At 41.8% G+C, this 25,375-nt stretch carries 20 protein-coding genes; 3 read left to right on the top strand and 17 right to left on the bottom strand.

Annotation, left to right across the window (positions count from 1 at the left end):
- The 8 genes from LY624_RS09615 to ccoN all read right to left on the bottom strand — a co-directional run bounded on the left by LY624_RS09615 (position 1) and on the right by ccoN (position 7,129).
- A complete protein-coding gene (locus LY624_RS09615; RefSeq protein ID WP_130150103.1) occupies positions 1-672 on the bottom strand; it encodes a sulfite exporter TauE/SafE family protein in 672 nt (223 codons plus the stop codon).
- Positions 665-832 carry a cbb3-type cytochrome oxidase assembly protein CcoS gene (gene ccoS / locus LY624_RS09610; RefSeq protein WP_130150058.1) on the bottom strand — a complete coding sequence of 56 codons (168 nt, stop codon included), beginning with the start codon at positions 830-832 and terminating at the stop codon, positions 665-667. Before ccoS ends, LY624_RS09615 begins: the two co-directional genes overlap by 8 nt.
- Positions 829-3,204, bottom strand: a complete 2,376-nt coding sequence (locus LY624_RS09605; protein WP_341802867.1) for a heavy metal translocating P-type ATPase — start codon at positions 3,202-3,204, stop codon at positions 829-831. Before LY624_RS09605 ends, ccoS begins: the two co-directional genes overlap by 4 nt.
- A gap of 9 nt (positions 3,205-3,213) precedes the next feature.
- The gene (locus LY624_RS09600; protein WP_237118418.1) at positions 3,214-3,705 is read right to left on the bottom strand and encodes a FixH family protein; all 492 of its coding nucleotides are present in this window, start codon (positions 3,703-3,705) and stop codon (positions 3,214-3,216) included.
- A 150-nt stretch (positions 3,706-3,855) separates the two neighbouring features.
- Complete coding sequence (gene ccoP, locus LY624_RS09595) at positions 3,856-4,821, bottom strand: cytochrome-c oxidase, cbb3-type subunit III (protein WP_062569270.1); 966 nt, start codon at positions 4,819-4,821, stop codon at positions 3,856-3,858.
- On the bottom strand, positions 4,818-5,003 hold the full coding sequence (locus tag LY624_RS09590) for a cbb3-type cytochrome oxidase subunit 3 (RefSeq protein WP_062569269.1): 186 nt from the start codon (positions 5,001-5,003) through the stop codon (positions 4,818-4,820). The genes ccoP and LY624_RS09590 overlap by 4 nt, the downstream gene beginning before the upstream one ends.
- A gap of 5 nt (positions 5,004-5,008) precedes the next feature.
- Positions 5,009-5,683, bottom strand: coding sequence for a cytochrome-c oxidase, cbb3-type subunit II (ccoO, locus tag LY624_RS09585; protein ID WP_062569268.1), 675 nt, complete (start codon positions 5,681-5,683; stop codon positions 5,009-5,011).
- Positions 5,684-5,695: 12 nt separating this feature from the next.
- Complete coding sequence (ccoN, locus tag LY624_RS09580; RefSeq protein ID WP_062569267.1) at positions 5,696-7,129, bottom strand: cytochrome-c oxidase, cbb3-type subunit I; 1,434 nt, start codon at positions 7,127-7,129, stop codon at positions 5,696-5,698.
- 345 nt (positions 7,130-7,474) lie between these two features.
- On the opposite strand from ccoN, the gene LY624_RS09575 reads away from it, so the two are divergent.
- From LY624_RS09575 to LY624_RS09565, 3 genes are all read left to right on the top strand, one after another.
- A complete protein-coding gene (locus tag LY624_RS09575) occupies positions 7,475-7,885 on the top strand; it encodes a hypothetical protein (RefSeq protein WP_130150055.1) in 411 nt (136 codons plus the stop codon).
- A gap of 560 nt (positions 7,886-8,445) precedes the next feature.
- Positions 8,446-11,145, top strand: a complete 2,700-nt coding sequence (locus tag LY624_RS09570; RefSeq protein WP_341802866.1) for a TonB-dependent receptor — start codon at positions 8,446-8,448, stop codon at positions 11,143-11,145.
- 108 nt (positions 11,146-11,253) lie between these two features.
- Positions 11,254-12,621, top strand: a complete 1,368-nt coding sequence (locus LY624_RS09565; RefSeq protein WP_130150053.1) for a hypothetical protein — start codon at positions 11,254-11,256, stop codon at positions 12,619-12,621.
- Between the two features lie 27 nt (positions 12,622-12,648).
- Here the strand turns inward: LY624_RS09565 and LY624_RS09560 are convergent, their stop codons facing one another.
- The 9 genes from LY624_RS09560 to LY624_RS09520 all read right to left on the bottom strand — a co-directional run bounded on the left by LY624_RS09560 (position 12,649) and on the right by LY624_RS09520 (position 25,351).
- Positions 12,649-12,906, bottom strand: a complete 258-nt coding sequence (locus LY624_RS09560) for a DUF3862 domain-containing protein (RefSeq protein WP_130150052.1) — start codon at positions 12,904-12,906, stop codon at positions 12,649-12,651.
- Positions 12,907-12,917: 11 nt separating this feature from the next.
- Entirely contained in the window at positions 12,918-13,751 is an 834-nt protein-coding gene (locus tag LY624_RS09555; RefSeq protein WP_130150051.1) for a peptidoglycan binding protein CsiV, read from the bottom strand.
- The gene (mfd, locus tag LY624_RS09550; protein WP_130150050.1) at positions 13,751-17,224 is read right to left on the bottom strand and encodes a transcription-repair coupling factor; all 3,474 of its coding nucleotides are present in this window, start codon (positions 17,222-17,224) and stop codon (positions 13,751-13,753) included. The genes LY624_RS09555 and mfd overlap by 1 nt, the downstream gene beginning before the upstream one ends.
- A gap of 29 nt (positions 17,225-17,253) precedes the next feature.
- Positions 17,254-18,147, bottom strand: a complete 894-nt coding sequence (locus LY624_RS09545) for a carbon-nitrogen hydrolase (protein WP_130150049.1) — start codon at positions 18,145-18,147, stop codon at positions 17,254-17,256.
- Complete coding sequence (locus LY624_RS09540) at positions 18,140-19,198, bottom strand: agmatine deiminase family protein (protein ID WP_341802865.1); 1,059 nt, start codon at positions 19,196-19,198, stop codon at positions 18,140-18,142. The genes LY624_RS09545 and LY624_RS09540 overlap by 8 nt, the downstream gene beginning before the upstream one ends.
- An 84-nt stretch (positions 19,199-19,282) precedes the next feature.
- Positions 19,283-19,876: a PilZ domain-containing protein gene (locus tag LY624_RS09535; RefSeq protein WP_341802864.1), complete on the bottom strand. Its 594-nt coding sequence runs from the start codon at positions 19,874-19,876 to the stop codon at positions 19,283-19,285.
- Between the two features lie 105 nt (positions 19,877-19,981).
- A complete protein-coding gene (locus LY624_RS09530) occupies positions 19,982-23,155 on the bottom strand; it encodes an efflux RND transporter permease subunit (RefSeq protein WP_341802863.1) in 3,174 nt (1,057 codons plus the stop codon).
- A 14-nt stretch (positions 23,156-23,169) separates the two neighbouring features.
- On the bottom strand, positions 23,170-24,372 hold the full coding sequence (locus tag LY624_RS09525) for an efflux RND transporter periplasmic adaptor subunit (protein WP_341802862.1): 1,203 nt from the start codon (positions 24,370-24,372) through the stop codon (positions 23,170-23,172).
- Between the two features lie 256 nt (positions 24,373-24,628).
- Positions 24,629-25,351: a haloacid dehalogenase type II gene (locus LY624_RS09520; protein ID WP_341804399.1), complete on the bottom strand. Its 723-nt coding sequence runs from the start codon at positions 25,349-25,351 to the stop codon at positions 24,629-24,631.
- Positions 25,352-25,375 lie beyond the last annotated feature (24 nt).

The following is a 25,375-nucleotide window of genomic DNA, read 5'->3' as shown; positions in this document are numbered from 1 at the left end:
CTAATGAACGAGTTTATCGGTTGCTATAATTAATAAGTATATACCGTACCATATTATTACACTTCCTAGAATAACCCTAGTCCAAACATGGTTTAAAAAAGTGTTTATTTTATGGCTAACAAGCCCAACACTGACCATTGCAGGGAAGGTACCTAGTGCAAAAAAGAGCATAACACCGGCGCCATGTGCTGCTGATGGGCTTGTTAATGCCCATGTTAACGCTGAATAAACCAAGCCACAAGGAAGCCAGCCCCATAATGCACCATATAATAATGCTTTTGGTAGGGAGTCAACCGGCAGAAGATGGCGATTAAGTTTGACTAAATGCTGCCATATAAAAGTTTTTCCTAGTTTCTCAAGCCATTGTAAAGTGGCAGCCAAGCGCATAATGTAAATTCCAACGAGTAACATGAATATGCCGCTGAGGAAGGATAAGACAATGGCTAATTGAGAATTTTGAGCGGCAAATTTGCTACTTATCCCAGCGACCAGTGCGCCAGCAAGCATATAACTTAGTGCTCTGCCAATATTGTAAGCAACAGAATAACTTACAGCTTGTTGCTTTTTTGCAGCAAGCTGTAAACTGCTTGCTATGCCACCGCACATAGCAAGACAATGCCCACTGCCGAGCAAACCCATAACAAAAGCGCTGATGAATAGGGGGTCAATCATTACTATTTTTATGTTGCTCTTTATCGTCTTCAAACAAGATGCTGTGACCTTGCTTGTTTAAATCAGAAAATTGTTCGCTTTTTACAGCCCAAAAGAAAACGCCAATTGCAATAATCACAAATAATATAGCAATAGGGATTAGCATATAGATAATACTCATAGTTTTAATAACCTTAATGAGTTAGTAATAACCAGAATGGAGCTTGCAGACATACCAATTACAGCCATCCAAGGCGCAACGAGGCCAAGTGCAGCTAGTGGTAAAATCGAACCATTATAAATGAGTGACAATGCCAAGTTTTGCTTCACTATTCGACGTGTTTTTTTCGATACAGTTAGTAAGTGTTCGATTGCATTTAAGTCACTGTTGAGTAATACCACATCGGCACTGTTTTTGGAAATATCAGCGCCGGTTTCCATCGCAATCGATAAATGGGCACTGGCAAATACTGGGCTGTCATTCACGCCATCACCCACCATAGCAACAATGGCACCTTCACTGGCAAGTGCTTCGACATGGGTTTGTTTGTCACGTGGGCTACATGCTGCATGCACGGTATCTAAATTTAATTGTTTTGCAATTCGCTCACCACTGTTCGACGCATCACCCGTTAACATATGGCACTTGAGCTGTTGTGAATGAAGGTTGGAAATCAATTTTTCTGCGTTATCACGTAAGCCGTCAGCCAAATAAAAACGAGCAATAACTTGTTTGTTGATATATAAGGTTGCTTGTGCATCCGCTTTGTCAGTATCAAACCAGCCACTTTTACCTATCGCAAGGTGTTGACTATTAAGCGCAGCTGTAATGCCTTTGCCAGGCTCGATGGTAACATTTTCGATTTGATTTACTGTGTCGTTAAAACCAGCGAATGCATTGGCAATCGGGTGCTCAGAGAAGCTCTCAAGTTGGGCTGCCAATCGTAATGCATCAGCTTCACTGTACTGAGTGTTGACTAGCTCAACTCGCTCTATAGTGAAACGACCTTGCGTTAAGGTGCCTGTTTTATCAAAGGCGATATCTGTTAATTGTGGTAGCGTTTCTAACACATGGGCTTGTTTAATCAAGATACCGCGTTTGGTTAGACTAGCAACCGCACAAGTTAGCGCAGTTGGAATAGCTAAACTAAGCGCACAAGGGCAGGTTGCAACAAGTACAGAAATAGTAACCCAAAAGGCATGTTCAGGGTCTATTTGATACCAACCAATTGCTGTCATTGAGGCAAACAGTAATAAACAAGCAACAAACCACTGTGCTACTTTATCAGTGATTTCAACTAATCTTGGGCGCTTGGTTAGTGCTGTGTGTTGTAGCCTAATAATTTGATTAAGCAGTGTGTTTTGACCAATTTTGTTAATTTCAATACTGATCACACCATCATGGTTAATTGTGCCAGCGAAAACTTGATGGCTGACAAATTTATTAACAGGTTGGTGCTCGCCTGTCATCATGGCTTCATCTACGGTTGTTTTACCTTTGACCACGACACCATCGGCAGGGATGGTTTCACCCGCCTTGATCAAAACAATATCACCTAGTTTTAGCTTTTTAGCGGCAATAATCGATTCTTGATTGTTTTTATCGATAATGCGGGCGGTAAGAGGCAGTAGTTTTTGTAGATTAGCAGTAAACTCACTGGCTTTTAAACGAGCTCTAAACTCTAAATATTTACCCAGTAACAATAAGAAGGTAAACATACAGATAGATTCAAAATAAACTTCACCAACAGACATTAAAGTGGCATAACAGCTTGCCCCGTAAGCACCAAAAATAGCTAAAGATACGGGTAAGTCCATGTTCAACTGTTTGGCTTTTAACCCATTAATGGCATTGGTTAAAAATGGTAGGGCACTGTACAGAATAACAGGTGATGCGAGTACTAGGCTTATCCAGCGAAAGTATTGCTCAAAGTCTTCTTCCATGCCCGAGAACATGCCAAAATACATGGCAAAAGCGAACATCATAACCTGCATGGTCATTAGACCCGCAACACCTAAACGGCGAATATACGCTTTGGCAGCTTGTTGTTTTTGACTGGCTTCAAGGTCAGCCTGAAATGGATAAGCTTTATAGCCGATTTCATGTAATGAGGTGATAATTTGGCTAAGTGGAGTAACCGATTTATCCCATTGGATCATGGCACGATTAGTTGATGTATTTACGTCAACACGTTTAATCGCCTTTAAATTAAGTAACTGTTTTTCAATTAACCAAGCACATGCCGCACACGTTATACCTTCAACGGTGAGAAGCACTTCAGATAAGTCGTTGGCGGCTGAAATAAATTCGTCTTGAATATCTTCGTTATCGTAGCTTTTAATTAATTCAAGTTGCTCTGGCACAAGTTGTTCTACCTTGCCAGAGCGCACCGTTCTGAATTTATAGTAATCGGTCATGCCTTGGGCGACGATATTCTCAGCAACCGTTTGGCAGCCAATACAACACATAGGTTGTGCCTTACCATCTATTTCGACAGTCGCATTAAAGCCTTTTGGCACACTTTCAAGACAATGAAAGCAATTATCAGACATCAGAGTTTACTACTTATATTCAGGGCTAATCGAAATTGTTTCTTCAGTTGGTAGAATAATATCTTCTTTTAGTTTCCAACTACCATCAATAGGTTCAATAAACACTGTGTAAGCACCATTTACATGCGCATCTAATAGGGCGGTGAAATCGCCATGGGCGTTTTTCATCAGGCTAACATCAAAATCGTTTGCTTTAATGGTGCGGTGATAAAATGACATTTTTAAAGAATGCACATTACTCGCATCACCTTTGGTAAAAGTGAAGGTTACTTTGTCGCCGGTCACATTTAAGTCACCATGCAAATAGAGCGCCTTTGCTTTATTAAATTTACTGAGTTCAAGGTTGATAGCTTTGCCTTTTTTATAATAGTCATCAACAACCATGTCGGGTCCGTTGCCTATAGCCATATAAATAAGGCCAGCACAACCAATAATAGCGGCAAGTGGAAAAGAGATTAAAAACCAAGGCCAAAAATTTTTATACCAAGGAGTGGGGTTCATAGTACTTACTACCTTTAAAAACGTTGTACGCATTTTATCGGATCTAAAAGCAAAAGACTAAAAAAAAGCCTCCAGATGGAGGCTTTTTTGATCTTAATTAATCTATTGAATTAAAAGATTAATTGAATATACATTTTATTAACCGCGTGGTTATTTTTCTTGCGATAAGCTGTAAACGTACGCTGTTAACAGGTGTACTTTGTCTTCACCTAAAATGTCTTTCCATGCTGGCATTACACCTGCACGGCCATTGATAAGTGTTTCTTCCACGGCACGTTTAGAACCACCATATAACCAGATGTTATCAGTTAGGTTAGGTGCACCAAATGGTAAGTTATGAGCTACTGAACCTTTACCGTCAGCACCGTGACACGCAGCACACATTGCAAACTTAGCTGCACCTGCTTCAGCGTCTTTTTGGTTAACAGTACGGCCAGATAGGCTTAGTACGTGAGCTGTCATTTCTTTAATGCCTTGCTCACCTAATGCATCACCCCAAGGTGGCATCGCAGCAACACGACCATGAAGAAGTGTTTCTTTGATTTTATCTGGTGTGCCGCCATATAACCAATCGTTATCCGTTAGGTTAGGGAAGCCTTGACCACCACGTGCATCTGAACCATGACATTGCGCACAGTTTTGAGAGAATAAACGTTGACCAATTTCAAGCGCTTTTTCATCTTTAACAAGTGTCTCAATATCTTGTTTAGCAAATGCTTCAAAGATTGGGCCGAAACGCTCATCAGCTGCGATAAACTCTTGGTCTAATTGGACGTTTTCACCATTAGCCAATGCTTGTTCAGTTGCCTTTTTAGACTCTTCTAAAGAGGTGATACCTTGGTTAGAACTTGTCCACTTACCTAAACCTTCCCAGTTACCTAAACCTGGGTAAGCTGCAAGGTAGTACACAGACCAAATAAATGTCGCGAAGAACATGTAAGTCCACCACTTTGGTAGTGGATTGTTTAGCTCTTCAATGCCATCAAACTCGTGACCACAGCTCTCACCTTCTTTAACACCTGTGTAGTTTTTTAAGTTCCACAGAAGTAGGCCGAAGATGATAGCAAGACACGCAAGGGTTAAAACGATAACCCATATACTCCAAAAGCTAGTCATTTCTCAGACTCCTTTTCCTCGTTAGAGATTGTGTTGTTGTGTTTTTTTTCATCTTCAAATATGGCATTGGCAGCGTCATCAAAACGACTTTTGCTACGCTTGCTGTATGCCCATACAACAATCACAATAAACAGTACTAAAATTACCAGAGTCAAAATGCCTCTGTATGTTCCGTAATCCATAATAATTACTTCAAGTGTGTGCCAAGCTGTTGTAAGTAAGCAATTAGAGCTTGCATTTCAGTTGCGCCTTCACCATTGTTCATGGCTTCGATTTTCGCAATGTCAGCTTGTAGCTCTTCGTCGCTTCCATAACCTTTACCGTCGTAACGGCTACTCGCTTTGTCGATCCCGAAACTATCACGGAATATTTGAAGCTTTTTAAGAGTATGGGTCGTATCGACTCTGTTTTCGTCTAACCAAGGAAACGCTGGCATATTTGACTCTGGAACCACAGCACGTGGATCCATTAAGTGGGCATGATGCCAATCGTCTGAATAACGTTCACCAACACGAGCTAGGTCCGGACCAGTACGCTTAGAACCCCATTGGAATGGGTGATCCCATACTGATTCACCAGCTACAGAATAGTGACCGTAACGCTCAACTTCGTCACGGAATGGACGAATCATTTGTGAGTGACAGTTGTAACAACCCTCACGTACATAAATGTCGCGACCTTCCATTTCTAAAGCTGTAAGAGGGCGTAGGCCATCAACAGGTTTAGTTGTATCGTCTTGGAACATTAGTGGAGTAATTTCAACAAGTGCACCAAAGCTGATTGCGAAGACAGTCAAGATAGCCATTAGGCCAACATTTTTTTCGACTATTTCGTGTTTGTTTTGTGAATTATTATTGCTCATCGTTCTACTCCGTTATGCCAATTGTGCGTCAGCGTCTAATTGCAGCGAGTCTTTTTTCGCAGCAACAGTACGATAAACGTTGTAAGCCATAATTAGCATACCTGTTACGATGAATACACCGCCTAGGAAACGCATGATATAGAACGGGTATGAAGCTTCTAAAGACTGTACGAAGCTGTACATTAACGTACCGTCTGAGTTTACTGCACGCCACATTAGGCCTTGCATAACACCTGAGATCCACATTGCTACGATGTATAGAACAACACCCACAGTGTGTAACCAGAAGTGCGTGTTAACTAATTTAACACTGTACATACGGCCTTGTGAGAATAGTGCAGGGATTAGGTGATAGATAGCACCAATAGAAATCATTGCAACCCAACCTAGCGCACCTGAGTGTACGTGACCTACAGTCCAGTCAGTGTAGTGAGAAAGCGCGTTAACTGACTTGATAGCCATCATCGGGCCTTCAAACGTAGACATACCGTAGAAAGATAGAGAAACAACTAAGAAACGTAATACTGGGTCAGTGCGTAGTTTATGCCAAGCACCTGATAACGTCATGATACCGTTGATCATACCACCCCAAGATGGAACGAATAGGATAACTGACATAACCATACCTAAGCTTTGTGTCCAGTCAGGTAGAGCCGTGTAGTGAAGGTGGTGAGGACCAGCCCAAATATATAAAGAGATAAGTGCCCAGAAGTGAACTACCGATAGGCGGTATGAATAAACAGGGCGACCTGCTTGTTTTGGTACGAAGTAGTACATCATACCTAGGAAACCTGCAGTTAATAAGAAACCAACAGCGTTATGACCGTACCACCACTGAACCATCGCATCTACCGCACCTGCGTAGATAGAGTAAGATTTAGTGAGTGAAACTGGAATTGCCATGCTGTTTACAATGTGTAATACAGCGACAGTAATAATGAAACCAGCGTAGAACCAGTTCGCAACATAAATGTGTGACACTTTGCGTTTGATTAGCGTACCAAAGAATACAACCGCATAGGTAACCCAAACAACCGCGATAAGAATATCGATTGGCCATTCTAGTTCTGCGTATTCTTTTGAGCTTGTGATACCTAAAGGTAAGGTAATCGCTGCTAGTACGATAACGAGTTGCCATCCCCAGAAGGTAAAGGCTGCTAGTTTATCTGAGAAAAGTCGCGTTTGACACGTACGTTGTACGACGTAATAAGACGTCGCAAAAAGTGCACTCGTACCAAATGCGAAAATTACTGCGTTCGTATGTAACGGACGTAGTCGAGAGTATGTTAACCATGGTGTATCAAAGTTAAGTGCTGGCCAAGCTAATTGGGCAGCAATCAGAACCCCAACACTCATGCCAACGATGCCCCAAATCACTGTCATAATAGCGAATTGGCGTACAACTTTATAGTTGTACTCAGTTTGTGATGCTACTGTTTGGCTCATTTTCTGGCTTCCGCTGCAATTAATGCGTTTAGAAATGAATTACCCACCTACTGTAAAATAAGCGGGCCCTACTATTACTTCACAAGCGTGTTACCCAAAGCTAGCCAAAGACGTTAACTTCAGAAAACAAACTCGAGAAACCCTTATTTTTGCGATGGAAATGATAAAATTTTTGACCTTAAAAAGATAGGTCAATTGCATAAAATTATGACATCAATCAAATTTTAACGTTTTGTTGGTTATTTTTTGTCAGCCATTGTGTTTTTTTAAGTCATTCGATTTAACATAGTTGTTTTTTACAGCACAGCTGACTAGTATCCGTTTTATTTTTACAGGCTAATAAAAATGAAAAACATCCCGCTTCTTTTAACGTTGTGCCTTTTAGCAACTGCTTGTGATAGGGAAAGTATAGAAGAGGCAAGTGTATCTGCAACCTGTAAAAATAATGACCATTGCTTATTTGCTGATAAAACTGAAATTTGGCTATCAGCACCCAACATTTCTCCTGAAACCCCATTTACAATTAATTTGAAGCTTCCTGAAGGGGCAAGTATCAATTCAGCAAAACTTGAAGGCGTGACTATGTACATGGGTTACATACCTTTGCAATTTAAAAAGGGCGCCAATTACTGGCATGCAGATACCATGGTTGGTTTATGCTCAGAAAAAGTAATGACTTGGAAAATGACTGTATCTTATACAGGGGCGGATGATCAAACACACAGCTTATTATATTACTTTGACTCTCGTTATTAATAAGAACTCCTTTAAAAGCTAGCACTTAGAAATTTCTTTCCACTGTCTATAGCCGCACTTAAAAGTTTCATCAGTCTTTTTCAACAAAAAACGTTAAAAGTTGGAACTTATTACAATATTCATCCCCTAATAATGCATTTGTAAGCTAACTTTATCTATTTAGTTAGTTTTTGTGAATAACTATGGTTAGCAGATTTATTGACCTATTACGGTTTTTATAATGATGTGTGATCAACTTGTAAAAATTTCATATATAGGAATATTTGCTGAGCAATTACATTTGATTACAAAGTGAATGTAAATGGTTTCATAAGTATTTTTTTTGTATCAAGTGCTTTCTATTGTTATGAATTGTTTATGTTTTTTGTTGTTAACATTGATACATTATGAAACCTTATTACCTTGATTGGGTACCTAAAATTCGCGGTGTTTTTTATTTGACCTCTCATTCAGTTTTCGTTCAGTTAAATCCCCCTAAGTTGCCTCCCGCTGACTCGTGATTCTAATAATAACGAGCGCTACCTAAATAAAGGTAAATTTCCAACAAGTAGGGTTTTCACATGAAAAAATCAATTCTTGGTTTAGCTGTTGTTTCAGCTATCCCAATGCTCTCAAGCATGCAAGCTTTAGCTGCTGATGATGCAGCTGAGTCAATCGAAAAGATTCAAGTTACTGGTTCACGCATCAAGCGTTCTGATATGGAAAACGCTAGCCCAGTAACAATTATTGGCGCTGATGACATTAAAGCAATGGGTGCGACAAGCATCGATAGCGTATTACAAAAAATGACTGCCACTGGCGGCGCGATGACTAACCCTGGTATCAATAATGGTTCAGGCGGTAACGCACGTATCGATTTACGTGGTCTAGGTTCTAGTCGTACATTAGTACTTGTAAACGGTCGTCGTATGATCGCTTCTGGTACAGGCGCAGCATCGACTGTTGACTTAAATACTATCCCAGTTTCAATGATCCGTTCTGTTGAAGTACTTAAAGATGGCGCATCAGCTGTATACGGTACTGACGCAGTAGCAGGTGTTGTAAATATTATCCTTAAAGATGATTTCGAAGGCCTAGACATGAACGCAAATACTGCGATCACTGGCGAAGGCGATGCTACAGAAAACTCAATTGACTTCACTGTAGGTACATCTTTCGATAAAGGTAATATCGTAATCGGTATGCAGTACACTGACCGTGGTAAAGCTTCTCAAGCAGACCGCGACTTCTCTGAGTGTCCTCTAGCTGAAGGTAGCAATGGCCTATACTGTACTGGTTCTTCATACAACGAAGGCGGTCACATTTGGAATGGTAATGGCGAGAAAGGCCTAACTGTTAACGCTAAAGGTGAAGATACGCCAGTATCTCTTATCAACGACAGCGGTGTAACAGGTCGTGGTGGTGATTATCACCGCTATGGCAATGCTGATGCATACAACTACTCACCAGCTAGCTACCTTTACACGCCAATGGAGCGTTTAAACCTTACTGGTATCGCGACATACGAATTATCTGACGATACGTCGTTATTCACTGAATTCACATACACTAAGCGTTGGTCAGAGCAACAAATGGCTCCACAACCAGTATGGTTCGATTTCGAATACACTGAAAACATGGGTAACGCACTTCTTAGCCAAAGCTATGATGAGCGTGTTGATCTTGATGGTGACGGCTACTTAGATAAAAATGCTGATGGCAGCTACGTGACTCAAGAAAGAAATTACCAATATGGTGATAAGATTTCTTACGGTCGTCGTATGTCTGACACAGGTGCTCGTTACTTCGAACAATCTGTTGATACTGTACGTGCTGTTGTTGGTGCACAAGGTTTCATCGGTGATTACTCTTGGGACGTTTCAGCTAACTTCGGTCGTAACGACTCAGTAGATAAGCTAAGCAACCTTCACAACATGGGTGCTATCCAAGACCAAATTCTTGAAGGTACTTTCAACCCATTAGACCAATCTGCATGGGTATCTGATGATTTCCGTAAGAATGTTTACACTGAAGTAAACAATGGTGGTAGCCAGTTATTCATCCTAGCTGCATCTGTTTCAGGCGAAATGTTTGAAATGCCAGCTGGTTACGCTGCATTCGCTGCAGGTATTGAGCGTCGTCAAGAGAAAGCATGGTACACACCAGATTCTCTAACAGCACAAGGTTTGGCAAATGATCCTCCAGTTGAACCAACAGCAGGTGGCTTTGACGTAAATGAAGCATATGTTGAGTTTGCATTACCACTATTAGCAGATGCACCATTTGCACAAAATGTTGAGCTAAGCGCTGCTATCCGTGCGTTTGATTACAGCACATTTGGTTCTGACGAAACGTGGAAACTAGGTTTAACATGGAAAGCAAACGATGAATTAATGCTACGTAGCGTTGTTTCAACAGCATTCCGTGCGCCGACAGTTGATGAGCTTTACTCAGGTAACTCACCATCTTTCGAGCAAATCACATTCCCAGGTGCTCAAGACCAAGCTGAAGTAACTGTAGGTGGTAACTCTCTACTTACTCCAGAAGAAGCTGACACGCTAACAGCTGGTATCGTATATGACCCAGAGTGGCTAGACGGTTTCAGCATGACACTTGATTACTACAAAATTGAAATCGAGAATGCGATTGCATCAGTAAACGAGCAATACATTGTTGACCAATGTTTAGCTACGTCAAACAACGCAAATACGACACTTTGTCAATCTGCTAACATCAGCATGGACAGCACAGGTCGTGTTAAATTCAACAACCAATTACAAAACATTGGTTCTGAAGAAACGTCTGGTTTTGACCTTAACCTAACATACAGCTTCGAAGCTGCGGGTCTTAACTGGAGAGCGGCACTTGATACAACATACCTAGACGAGTACGTTGTTACGGTTCTTGATGACACAGTTGATTACGCTGGCCTTATCACTTCTGGTTCAGGTGGTTATGCTGACCTTAAGTCTAACTTTACGTTATCAGCACGCGGCGAAAGCTGGGATGCAACATATAAAGCACGCTACATCGCTGGTATGGATAGCTACTTATGTATCGATGATTCAAGCTGTTTAGCGCCTACAACACCATCTGTAGTTTATCATGACATCAGCGGTTCATACATTGTATCTGACCGTGTGACTTTATCTGCAGGTGTTAACAACATGTTTGATAAAGAGCCACCTTACTACTCAGGTAACAATGACTCAAACACTGACCCGTACACATATGATGTACTAGGTCGTCGTTTCCACGCTGGTATTAACGTTAAGTTCTAATCTAGCTTGAAATGAATACTAAGGCCCAGTTTTTACTGGGCCTTTTTTATTGTCTGAAAGTCTATCAACGCGTAAACTATAAAGGTATTTTTAACAAACGAGGTGATATTGCTTAAACAAGACGAAAACTTATCTTTTATTATTGAGCCTGAGCTTAACCCACGTTCAGAGCAGCGTCTCGACCTGTATTTCTCTATTCCCAATGAAATGAGTGTGAACCCGCAAACACTCAGTGAAGAATCCTATTTTAATAACCATTTTAAATCGCACTTAGCTTATAACGCTAACAACATTCACTTACCTTTAGTACGCAGTCGCTTTGTCAGTAAAAATAAAGGTGAGCAGCAAGATTATCGCCAAAACTTAAACTTGTATTGCTACCAAGTAAGGCTTGCATTGAATGCCGATGTGAAAGACACCTTGCAATATAAAGAAGCAGAATTATTTTACCCCGCAGCAATAGAGCTATGTGAACAAACTCAAGGTCTTCTGAAAAAGTTAAGACGCTATACCCCAGATGATGAAAAGCTTTTACCATTTTATAAGAACGCGGATAATTATTTAAGTTGGCACGTAGAACAATCATTTTTAAAGCTATTAGACGAGGGGCCGCGAAGTAGTGACTATGCAAAAGAGCGAGGCGATTTACTGCAATTTTGTAAAGCGGAAAATAATTACAGAGAAGAGCAAGAATATAATTCGCAATCAACCATAGAAGATGCCAATCGCATTACTAATAAAATGCGATTATTGCAGCGCTTAATTGAGCATGGCGTCATTCTAAGCCGACATACGCGTTACTTGAATAGTTACCTTAAGCGTATGGTTAAAGGCACAGTCACAGCAGTTATCATGGCTTTTGTGATGCTTGTTGTGCTTAATGCGCGTTCTAACTTTACTGAAGTCACAGCCACACTGATTTTGATATTAGGGGCTATTTATGGCCTACGTGAGATATTTAAAGAAGATATCACGCGGGTTATTTGGCGCGCTATTGTTAGAGGACGTCCAAAATGGCGTTTTCAGTTTAGAAATAGTATTACAAAGGATAAAATTGCCAGTCAGTATATTTGGCTTGAGTATACCTCTTTTAAGCGTATTCCTCTTAAGGTAAGGAAAATCTTTTCAAAACGTCGCCACCAAAATAAGCAGGCTGCACAGTGGTTACATTTTGCCAGTGAAACGCAAGTTAATGCGAAAAAATTCTTACCTGGTTATGATAGCTTACAGCAAACAATTAACTTTAGTTTAGCGCCGTTTGCTCGTTACTTAAAACGTGGTGAAGGAAAGCTGTATCATTTAGAGAGTAATAAAATATCAAAACAGTCTGTTGAAAGGCGGTATCAATTGAATTTGGTGCTTGTGTTCAGTGAAAGTGGGCAAGAAACGTTGTATCAACGCTATAAAATCACGTTAAATCGCAGCAAAATAGTGAATATAGAACAAATTTACAGCCAACTTGAAGAAAAGGAGTAGGGTAGCTTGAGCCACCCTACGAGGAAGTTATTTAGCGTCTAAACCTGTTTTGCTATATAGCGAAACTTTGTCAGAAACGAGAGTTATTTCGATATTCTTATCTTTGTTACCCCAAATACAGTTAGTGTGTAGTGTTTTTTCTTCACACTTATCAGCAGAGCCTAAAATGGCTTCTACTTCTGTCTTATCCATACCGATTTTGATCTTTTCGTAATTTTCTAAACTTACTTTTGAACAGCCAGCTAATGCAAGCGCTGTTGCAGCAATTACCATATATTTTTTCATAGTCATTTCCATTAATGGTTGTAGCGTCGTATTTGTACAATCATCCCCATTCTAGGATGATCGAAATAGTGTATTTCATTACTTATCACACGTTTAAATTGTGAGAAGCGAGCTTTCTCGTAGTCACCAGTCTCTAAACGTTTGCTAATATCAAAGTCGGCATTAATGAAAAGGTAATGGCGTACATAGATTTTCATTAAACCATCTAACTCCCACTTAGGAGCACTTTGTATTGTGTCAGGTATATATTGCTGTGTAGGTGAGACCAAGCTTATAAAGTCGTTATCAACATTTGGAGTAGTTGATTGTTCAGCTTGTAAATGCTCCCCAGCAAATAGGCGCATACTGGGCGCTCTTGATTGGCTCATTTCAGGGAAACGCCAACCGGTATGTAAAATAGGGGTCAACCCTTTTCTATCCAGCTGGTTTTTTTGTTCAGTAAATTGTAAATCTGATGAAGCGATAAGATATATTTCATTAGTATCTTCACGAGACTTAACTGAGGGTGTAACAGGTAATTGCGTATAGCTAGATAAAAAGTCAACACTATCATCACACACGTTAGAGTGTGGTGAGTTGCTAACTAGACTGTCTGTAAATGAGTTTGATTTAAAACGACTGTCACCCTCTATACAGGCTTGCCTTGCTTGTTCTTCAAGGGCTGGCGTGAGCAAGTCCAGTTTGTTTTTTGCATTGATTTCATCGTGTTTTAAACTGAAATCTTCTTGTAAGTAAGGGGCAGGGCGCTGTTTATAAATAAGAACTTCAATTTCGAACCAGCGAGTTGCAAAGGCTGAGCTCGTAAATAAGCAGCAAAGCAAAATAAAACTATTTCTAAACAACATTAATGGCTAACCTTTTTTTCGAAATCTGCAATCATTGCAGTGACCATTTTTAAGCGTTCACGAGGGTTTGCCTCGCTAATAGCAAAGCGCAGTTTGTTTGCGCCATCCATTTTGTACACCTGCGGTGCACTTTGTATCAAACCTATAATGAAGCTAGGGTTAACCTTTGTATGTTGGCTAAACTCAAAATAACCGCCTTTCGGGTTTGCTTCAATCTTCTTAATGCCAATATGACTTGCTTGTAGTTTTAATTGCTGCAGGCTGAATAAGTTTTTCGTGGCGTCAGGCAGCAGACCAAAACGGTCAATCAGCTCGACCTGTAACTCGTCCATATCATTGAGGTTAGCACAGCTTGCAATACGTTTATAGATACCTAAACGCGCATTTACATCATGAATATAATCATCAGGTAATAACGCAGGCAGCTTTAAGTCAACTTCAGTTTGCTGACCGAGCAAGTTCTCAAGGGTTGGCTCTTTCCCTTCTTTGAGGGAGTTAACCGCCTGTTCAAGCATTTCCATATACAAACTAAAGCCAATGGTTTGCATTTGACCTGATTGGTCATCACCAAGCAGCTCACCGGCACCACGAATTTCTAAATCGTGCGTTGCTAGGGCAAAACCTGCTCCTAGGTCTTCCAGTGATTCAATTGCTTCTAGGCGCTTAACGGCATCTTTAGTTAACGATTTGGGGTTGCCAGTCAGTAGGTAGGCATACGCTTGGTGGTGGCTGCGGCCAACACGACCACGCAACTGATGCAGCTGTGCAAGACCGAGTTTATCCGCTCTATCCATAATAATGGTGTTGGCAGTCGGTACATCGATACCGGTTTCAATAATCGTGGTACACACAATCACGTTATATTTTTGGTGATAAAAATCACTCATAATTTGCTCAAGCTCGCGCTCTCGCATTTGACCATGTGCGGTTGTTACGCTGGCTTCGGGTACCCATTCAGTGATTTCTTCTGCAACTCGGTCGATCGTTTCAACATTGTTGTGTAAGAAATACACCTGACCACCGCGTTTAATCTCACGCAGAATGGCTTCGCGAATAAGTTCAGCATCTCTTTGTCTAACAAAGGTTTTAACCGCTAAACGTTTCGCTGGCGGTGTGGCAATGATTGATAAGTCACGCATACCACTCATTGCCATGTTCAACGTACGTGGGATAGGGGTCGCAGTGAGCGTTAAAATATCGACATCGGCACGTAATGCTTTGATTTTTTCTTTTTGACGCACCCCAAAACGGTGCTCTTCATCAACAATCAGTAAGCCCAAATCTTTAAATTGAATATCTTGTTGAATAAGCTTGTGAGTACCAATGACGATATCTAATTTACCCTCGGCCATTTTATCTAGGGTATCTTTTTGCTCTTTGGTTGAGTTAAAGCGCGATAAAACGCCAACCTCGATTGGTAAATCGGCAAAGCGGTCTTTAAAGTTTTCATAATGCTGCTGTGCAAGCAGTGTGGTGGGTACAAGTACCGCAACTTGCTTGTTATCATTCACGGCTACAAAGGCTGCGCGCATTGCCACTTCGGTTTTACCAAAGCCAACGTCACCACATACTAAACGGTCCATCGCTTGCTTGCTTTGCATATCACCGAGCACAGACTCAATGGCGTTGCGTTGATCGTCAGTTTCTTCAAATGGGAAGCTATCGCTAAACTGACGATAAGCGCTGCCATCAAGCTTAAATTTATTGCCAGGCTTTGCTTGGCGTTTAGCGTAAATATCTAATAGCTCAGCAGCCACATCACGGACTTTTTCAGCGGCACGTTTTTTTGCTTTTTCCCATGCATCAGAGCCCAATTTATGGAGCGGGGCAGAGGCCTCTTCACCACCTGAGTAGCGGCTAAGCATATGTAACGCAGAAACGGGCACGTATAATTTTGCCTCGTTGGCGTAGATGATCGTAACAAATTCAGTGATCACACCGGCAGCATCGATTGTTTCAAGGCCTTGATAGCGGCCTACACCATGATCAAGATGCACAATTGGCTGGCCTTCGCGTAGTTCAGCAAGGTTACGAATAAGCGCATCTTGGCTGGCTTCATACTTATGTTTACGACGGCGACGTTGTGAGACCTTAATGCCTAATAATTCTTGCTCTGTGATAATGGTTAAACGCGGCTTACCGTCTAACACCACACTTTGTTCAAGCGGTGAAACAATAAGGCCAACATCACTCGAGCTATTGGTAAAATCGCTAAACGATTCAAATTCTTTGAGCTTTAAACCACTTGGTTTTAATAAGGTGAGTAATGATTCACGGCGGCCATCCGATTCAACCGAGAGCAGCACGCGGCCTTTTTGTTTTTTCTCGCTGGCAACATAGTCAATTAAACCTTGGTACGGTTCATGTAACTTATGATCAATACGCACATTCGGCAGCTCTTTGCTAGCAAGGTTTGTGTGACCCGCTTTGGTGCCTAACTTAGCTTGCGATAAACGAATACGTGCGTATTTACCAAACTCACCAAATAGTTCATTAACGCTTTGATACAGCTTTACAGGTTCAAGTAAAGGTCTGAGCGGATCAACACGGCGGTTTTCATAGCGTACATTCACATCATGCCAAAACTGATCAGCAGCATGCTCAATATCGCCAAAATGCATAAAGGTTGTATTGCTTGGTAAGTAATCGAAGATGGTTGCCAGTTCATCAAAAAACAGTGGCATGTAATATTCGATACCCGCAGGCCAGGTTCCTTTAGTCACCTGCATATAAATGGAGTCTTGCTCAGAGCTTGCGCCAAATTGTTCACGATAATTGATACGAAAACGCTCAATGTCTGAGTCGTTAGTTGGAAACTCGTGAGCGGGCAGTAACTCAATTTTGTCGACTTTTTCATCTGAGCGCTGGCTTTCAACATCAAACAAACGAATGCTGTCTAGCTCATCATCAAAAAAGTCTAAACGAAATGGGTGAGGACTACCCATAGGGTATAAATCAACGATAGAGCCACGGATAGCGTATTCACCGTGCTCCATCACTTGTTGTACATGTAAATAGCCCGCTTGTTCTAAGTTTTCACGCAGTGTGTGAGTATCTAAGGTATCACCCACTTTAAAGTTAAGGGTTGAACCATAAATAAACGAAGCAGGGGCAGTACGTAGCATCAAGGTCGATACAGGCACAATTAATACGCTTTGTTGTTCTTTTTTTAAGGTATTTAACGTGGCTAAGCGCGCAGAAATAATATCTTGATGGGGCGAAAAATGATCGTATGGGAGTGTTTCCCAGTCAGGGAAGACCATGACTGGGTTTTCAGGCAATAGAAATTCGAGTTCAGTTTCAAGGCGTAGGGCGCTTGGTGTGTCTGGGGTGACAATCACAACCAGCTCGTTGTGTTGTTTTACACCTTCTGCGATGGCGATGCTAAGTCCGCTACCGGTAAGTTGTCCCCATTGAATTTTATCTTTTTCAGATTTTACCCAAGGCAATGCTGCCCATTGCGCAAACGCCATTTACTACTCCTTTAAACTGTTTTTACTGCTTAGTCTCGATAAATCTTGGTTAAGTCCTGATAGTGATCGATACGACGATCACGAAGGTAAGGCCAAATTCGACGAATGTTTTCACTACGTGCTTGGTCTAATTCAACAACTAATAATTGCTCATCGCTGTTGTTCGCTTCGGCTAAGATTTCACCTTGAGGGCCTGCGATAAACGAGTTACCCCAGAACTGAATACCTTCGCTTTGAGCGCTTGGATCACTTTCGTGACCAACACGGTTACAGCTGATCACCGGCACGCCATTGGCAACTGCATGAGCGCGTTGTGAAATAACCCAGGCGTCTTTTTGACGTGTTTGCTCATCTTTTTCATCACGCGGGTCCCAGCCAATGGCTGTTGGGTAAATTAAAATTTCAGCACCGGCCATTGCCATTAAGCGTGCAGCTTCTGGGAACCACTGATCCCAACACACTAATACGCCTAATTTACCGACAGAGGTTTGAATAGGCTCGAAACCTAAATCACCCGGTGTGAAGTAAAACTTCTCGTAAAAACCAGGGTCATCAGGGATATGCATTTTACGGTATTTACCGGCAATGCTGCCGTCAGTTTCAAGCACCACTGCAGTATTGTGATAAAGTCCTGTAGCACGCTTTTCGAATAATGATGACACGATCACCACATTGAGTTCTTTGGCAAGTGCGCCTAAGGTATCTGTGCTTGGGCCCGGAATGGTTTCTGCTAAATCAAAAACGTCTACATCTTCGGTTTGGCAAAAATATAAACTGCGGTGTAGCTCTTGAAGAACAATAAGCTTAGCGCCTTGGCTTGCTGCATCACGAATACCAGCAATTGATTTAGCCATATTGTCTTCAGCATTATCGGTGTTTGATTGCTGAACAAGAGCAACCTTTAAATGCGTTGGTTTAGTCATTGTTTGTTCCTGCTAAAAAGCCGCGCGGTAATTGCATTGTAATACAGTGTAAGCTGCCAAATTGGTGAATAATTGGCACACAATTAATACCCACCACAGTGTGATCTGGGTATGCATTGGCAACCTGACCAAGCGCAAGTTGGTCGTTTTCATCACCATAAATTGGTACTAAAACGGTTTTATTGATAATTAAATAATTAGCGTATGTGGCAGGTAGTCTGTCACCATCTTCATTGAACACTGCTTTTGGCCAAGGTAAGGCAATCAGTGAGTAGTTTTCACCCTCAGCTGTTTTAAATGATTGCAGTTGCTTTTCCATTGCATCAAGGGCTGCAAAGTGCTCATCATCTTTATCATCACACTGTACATAAACGAGGGTGTTGTTTGGAGCAAAACGTACCAGCGTATCAATATGGCTGTCGGTATCATCACCCGCAAGGTAACCGTGATCAACCCAAAGAAACGACGTAGCGCCTAGTTGCTCAACCAGCGTTTTTTCTATATCTGCTTTTGTAAGTTCTGGGTTACGATTTGGGTTTAACAAGCACTCGCTCGTTGTGAGTAGCACACCGTGTTCGTTGATTTCAACGCCACCGCCTTCAAGAACCAGTTCACTTTGCTGATAACCATTTTTAGGATTAGCGACTTGCTTTACAAGTACTTGATTAATTTGATTATCAAGTTCACTTGCAAATTTATTGCCCCAACCATTAAAAATAAAATCCATTACTTTTAATTCTGTTGCGTCATCAATATTCGCACAGGTTAATGGACCATGGTCGCGTGCCCAAGTATCGTTACACGGTGTCACCACAAAGTGAATGCGTTTAGCATCAACTACTGCGTTTTCAAGTAATGTCTCAATATGTGCTTTAAGCGCATTATCATGAGCCACAATAACAACATCTTGTTGTTGGCTTATTGCTTGGCAAAGTGCTAGATACACAGGCTCAACAGCTGTTAAATTTGCTGCCCAATCTGTGTCTTGGTGAGGCCAAGTGAGCATAACGGCATCTTGCTCAGCCCATTCAGGTAAAAGTCTAAATTTCATGAAGGTATTAAACAAACTAAGGTGGGGCTAGTTTAGCATTTTAGCCATAGATGTCAGCTTTTTGTGCGCGATAAAGCGTGATTTTTAACTGTCTTGCTGATTGTTTTCTTGCTGACGTTTTTTAAGTTGGCGTGTTTGTGCGTGCAAGGCCGCTCTTACGACTAAATCTTGGTCAGCATCACGAATGGCAGTAAACAATAAAGTATATTGGTATTTATCATCATCGCATTTTTCAATAGCCACTAATTCGGTATAGCAATAAATGGCAGATGCTTCGTGTTGTAAGAATAGCTTAGTGCGAAATGTTTGCCCTAATTCATACACATCAGCTGAGGTAAGTTTTACACCACCACCGCCATAACTATCGCAATAGTTAGCGTTATCTTCAGGCTGTTCTGAGGCTAAGATGTGACTCATAATTAAATCGATTTTGCGAGATTGCGCTTGTAAAAAGACTGCCAGTTCTTGTGCAACATCACCTAGATTACGCAGTGGTCGTAAGCTTGTTTGTTCAAGTTCGTTTACTTCGTTGGCAAGTTTAAACAGGGCAGGGATATCCGCTTCAAGTTCAGCATTGGTTTTTGGCACAGCACTTGGTTCAACGGCATATAAATTGACACGGTTCCTCTCGTTGATTTGAAAAAACTGTTCAAATTCGGCTAATTTTTGATTATTCATGCTGTACTCCACACATCTTTCCTTAATACTAGCGTTGGAAGCTGTAAATTGCTAGTAATCAAATAATCAAAAAAAAGGGCAAACTCATTGTTTGCCCTTCATTTTTTACAGGTTACCCTCTTGGGTTTTGACATGTTCTTGTTGATGATGTTCTGCTATCTCATCAGCAAGCTCTTGTCTTGAGCGTTTTTCAGTTAATTTACGCGCTGTTAACCAATAAAAGAACAGCGGTACAAAGAATACTGCAAGGAATGTTGCGGCCATCATACCGCCCATTACACCGGTACCAACACTATGACGGGCACCTGCACCTGCACCAGAGCTCAGCACTAAAGGCACTACGCCTAAAATGAATGCAAGCGAAGTCATAATGATTGGTCTAAAACGTAAACGTGCAGCCTCAAGTGCAGCAGTACTTGCGCTCCAGCCTTGTTGATGTTTCATCAAGGCGTATTCAACGATAAGAATCGCGTTTTTACTGGCAAGACCAAGTAGTGTTACCAGACCAATTTGGAAGTACACATCGTTTGTCATGCCAACAACCCAAACTGCTATAAGCGCACCAAAGGTACCAAATGGCAGGGCAAGCATAACTGAAAATGGTAATGACCAACGTTCATACAGCGCTGCTAAAATCAAAAATACCATGATCACAGCAAGGCCTAAGGCAATTCCTGTGGTGCCCGAACTGCGTTTTTCTTGGAATGCAGAGCCTGTCCATTCGTAGGTCATATTAGGGGGCAACACGGCTTGTGCAATTCGTTCAACCTCAGCAATGGCTTGACCTGAACTATAGCCTGGCGCTGCATTACCCATCAGTTTAACAGCTGGTAAGTTGTTATAGCGGTTAAGGTTTTCTGGACCACGACTATACTCAATGGTGGTAAAGGCTGAAAGCGGTACCATAGTACCTTGGTTGTTTTTAACATAGATACGGCCAATGTCATCAGGCTTCATTCTAAACTCAGGTTCAGCAGACATTAGTACTTGCCATGCGCGACCAAATTTATTGAAGTCGTTAACGTAATAAGTACCTAAGTTACCCGCTAGGGCATTAAATGCAGCATCTATCTCAACACCCATAGCACGCGCTTGCTCACGATCAATATCCACTTTTAATTGTGGGGCATCTGGTCGCCAGAGTGTTTGCAGACCACTGATGATAGGGCTCTTTTGCGCTTCGGCTGTCATTAACTGCATGGCTTGCTGTAGCTTATCAGGGTCACTATCACCTTTGTTTTGAATGTAAAACTCAAAACCACCGGTATTACCTAAACCAAAAATAGCCGGAGGGTTAAAGGCAAGCACCAGCGCTTCCTTAATACCTGCTGTTTTCATAAATAGTTCTTGCACCAATGCTTTGGTATCAACTTCACGTTCATCCCAATGCTTTTGTGTCACGAATAAAGTGGCAGCACTATTTTTATAACCACCACCAATAAAGTCAAAACCTGTAAAGGCCACCACGTTCTCGTTAGCTGGGTTTGACTGTACTGCTTTTACAACTTGTTGCGTGACTTGTTCGGTGCGCTCAAGTGATGACCCGTCAGGTAAGAAAATCGCAGAGATGTAATAACCTTGGTCTTCATCAGGCACTAATGAACCAGGCGTATTTTGCCAAAGGCCAATAGTTGCAACAATCATCCCCGTCATAAGAATTAAACCGAGTAAACCGCGTTGAATCATAAAGCCAACGGCACCAACATATCGCCCTGTGATTTTTGTAAAAGTAGCATTAAACCATAAGAAGAAACGGGCTGTTTGCTTGTGTTCTTGTTTTAAAATAAGCACACAAAGAGCAGGCGTCATTGTTAAGGCGACCACACCCGATAAACTTACAGCAATCGAAATGGTAATTGCGAATTGGCGGAATAATTCACCAGTTAAGCCACCTAAAAATGCGATAGGCACAAACACTGAACACAGTACTAGTACAATCGCTACCACTGGACCGCTAACTTCACCCATCGCCTTAACCGCGGCGTCTCTTGCCCCTAGTCCTTCTTCGTGCATGATACGCTCAACGTTTTCAAGCACCACGATAGCATCATCAACAACAATACCAATCGACAGCACCATGCCGAATAAGGTTAACGAGTTAATTGAGTAACCCAGCATATACATGCCGGCAAATGTGCCCAGTAGTGATACTGGCACTGCAAGAGTAGGTATTAAGGTCGCGCGCCAGTTTTGTAAGAATAAATACACGACTAAGAATACCAATACCATGGCCTCAAGCAGTGTTTTTACTACTTCACGAATCGACACTTCCACAAAGCGAGTTGTGTCATATGAGGTTAAATGAGCAAGCCCGATAGGGAACTGACTTTTCATTTCTTCGATAACACTGTTTACTTCTTCAGCTACATCTAGGGCATTGGCGCCAGGTTGTAAGAAGATACCCAACAGTACCGCTTCTTTACCGTTTATTGTGCCTTTAAAGTTATAGTCTTTTGAACCCAGCTCAATGCGTGCTACGTCTTTTAATCTTAAGCTACTGCCATCAAGATTTGAGCGAATAATAATATTTTCAAATTGCTCAGGCTCTGACAAACGCCCTTGTGCGGTAACACTGTAAACCAGTTCCTGAGGAGATTTAGACGTTGGTGTCGCACCAATTTTACCGGCAGCATATTGTGAGTTTTGCACACGAATGGCGGCTGAGATTTCTTCAACAGTGACACCGAGCTGGCTCATAACATCTGGACGTAACCAAATACGCATTGCGTAATCTTTCGCACCAAATATTTGCACACTCGTAGTGCCTGGAATACGTTTAATACGATCCAGCACATTCATAGTGACATAGTTTGATGTCCACAAACTTGAGCGAGAACCATCAGGGGAATAAAAAGCGTGCACCTGTAAAAAGCTAGAAGAGCCTTTTTGTACCACCACACCTTGGCGGCGTGTTTCTTCTGGTAAGCGGGCTTCAACCTGCTTAACACGGTTATTAACATTGACTGCGGCCTGATCGACATCAGTGCCAATTTCAAATGTTACTTCGATTGTGGTCGAACCCGAGCTAGTTGATGTAGACGACATATACATCATGCCCTCAACACCTGTTATTGCATTTTCGATCGGCGCTGCCACTGTTTGTTCGAGTACCTCGGCAGACGCACCTGGATAGGAAGCTGTCACTTGCACTACAGGAGGCGCTATTTCAGGGTACTGAGCAATAGGTAAGCTGCGCATCGCAGCAAGGCCCGCAAGCACAATAACAATCGATATAACAAACGCGAAAATCGGTCTGTCTATAAAATAACGAGAAAACATAAGACTCCCTGTGCTTATTCTGCGTGGCTTGAGTTAGCGGCTGGTTTGCCAACATTGACTGGCATACCTGGGAAGAAAATACGCGCCATGCCATCAACAATAACTTGGTCACCTTCTTTTAAACCACTGCGAATTAACCAAAAATTTTGGAATTGCTCATTGTTTGGTTTTTTAATCCATTCACCCACTTCAACAGGCGCAGGTAGTGCTACATCCATACCTTGTTCATTTTTACTCACAACATAAACAAACTTGCCCGTGCCGTTATCGAGTACGGCGCGCTGTGGTACGATGATGGCATTTTTGCGTACCGCGCCAGTTAGTTCAATTCGGACAAATTGGCCTGGTCGTAACTGAAAATCAGGGTTTGGGATCACAGCTTGAAACTCGCTGGTGCCGGTGTTCGGATTAATTCGTACATCAGAGAAGTTCACTTCGCCAGTTTTAGCGTATAAAGAACCATCTTGAAGTTTTATTTGCGTTCTCCAATGGCCTTGCTCTGGTAAAGTTAGTGAGCCATTTTTAACATCTTGACGCATTTGTAGTTGTTCGCGTTCTGACAAGCCAAACCGAATACGTATAGGGTCAAACTGGGTCATTTGCGTGAGTAAAACGTCGGGGCCTGAAACAAACGTACCTTCAGAAACAAATTCACGTCCCATCACACCGGCAACAGGTGCTTTTACTTGGGCATATTCAAGATTTAATTGTGCTTCTTTTAGCGCAACCTTGGCCGCTGCAAGGTTTGTTTTGGCAATATCATTAGCTGAGCTCGCGTTATCATAATCGCGTTGTGAAACTGACTTCTCTGCACGCAGTTTTCCTAAACGTTTAACGTCTCGTTCAGTTTGTACCAGCGATGCCTTAGCACCATCAAGAGCCGCCTGGGCACGATCAACAGCAAGCTGGTATGGTTCAAGATCAATAGTAAATAGTGATTGACCTTGCTCAACACGCTGGCCCTCTTCAAAGTTACGCGATTCTAAAATACCCGCTACTCGCGCTCGAACTTCAACTTCTTTAGAGCCTGATAGGGTTGCTGGTAATTCAATCGTGAATGGTGCATCTTCTGTTTTTATGGTCATTGTAGCAACAGCAGCAGGATGCATTTGCTCTTGTTGTTTAGGGGCTTCGGAACAGCCTTGCAATACAAGTGGTGCAGCGATCAAAAATAGTAAAGATAATGATAATTTGGCAGGTGCGAAAGACAGACGCATGTTTACTCCACAGTCCAATTGTTAAGTATAGTAAGCATAGTCGATAGCCCACAAGTCATGAAAAGGCGAACCATGCTAGGATTAAGCGCAATCAGTGTATACCTAAAACTTTCAAAGGTACACCATTTAGTTTACTTTTTGGTTTGTTTTTTAGACTAAATAATGAATGCTCTATACATTAAAATTACTGGGTTGTGTGCGAAGCGAACAACAAAAAGTATGAAGGCTACCGTTTGTAGCCTTCATAGGGTTTATATTAACGATTAAGTAGTAAAGCGAGCTCTTTTATATCATTAACAATGTAGTCAGGTTTTGTCGCTAGTGGATACAGCGCTTTACCTGGTCTTGCAACAAAGGCAGTTTGCATACCTGCGGCTTTTGCACCGGCGACATCCCAACCGTGGGCGGCCACCATCAGCGCCTCATCCGGTGCTACATCAAGTTGTTTAAGTAGCCACTGATACGAGCGAAGATCGGGTTTATATACCTTGATATCTTCAACACTGTATCGGTCGCTAAAAAAACTCGTCAACTCAGCGTGTTTAAATTGCGCTGCTACCCCTTTATTTGATGAATTAGTAAAGCTTACTAACTTAAAGCCTTTATCATTAAGCTGAGCAAGTCCGTGCTTTACATCAGGGTGTGCTGGAAGAGATAAAAGCGGTGGTACAATCGCTAGTTTTGCTTGCTCTTTAGTAATATTAATTTGATGGTTACTTGCCACCATCATTAATGCTGCGACACCAATTTCACCAAAATCATGGTAGTCATTCGTCACGGTGCTAACTAATGAGTGATGTAACATGGTCGAAAACCAAAGAGGCAATAGTTGTGTTTGTCCGTTAAGTGCTTCACCGACAGAATGCCTCATTTGTTCAAGGTCAAGTAAGGTTTCGTTAACATCAAATACAATTACTTTTGGGGTTTTAAGAGGTTGACTCTTTGCCACAGCTGCACTCCCAATAAAGGTGCTAAACATTAATATACAAGCACATAATAATTT

The organism is Pseudoalteromonas sp. N1230-9, assembly GCF_032716425.1.
In the GTDB taxonomy this organism is placed as follows: domain Bacteria; phylum Pseudomonadota; class Gammaproteobacteria; order Enterobacterales; family Alteromonadaceae; genus Pseudoalteromonas.
The sequence above is the reverse complement of the archived record's forward strand: the minus strand, read 5'-3'. Positions and strand labels throughout refer to the sequence as shown.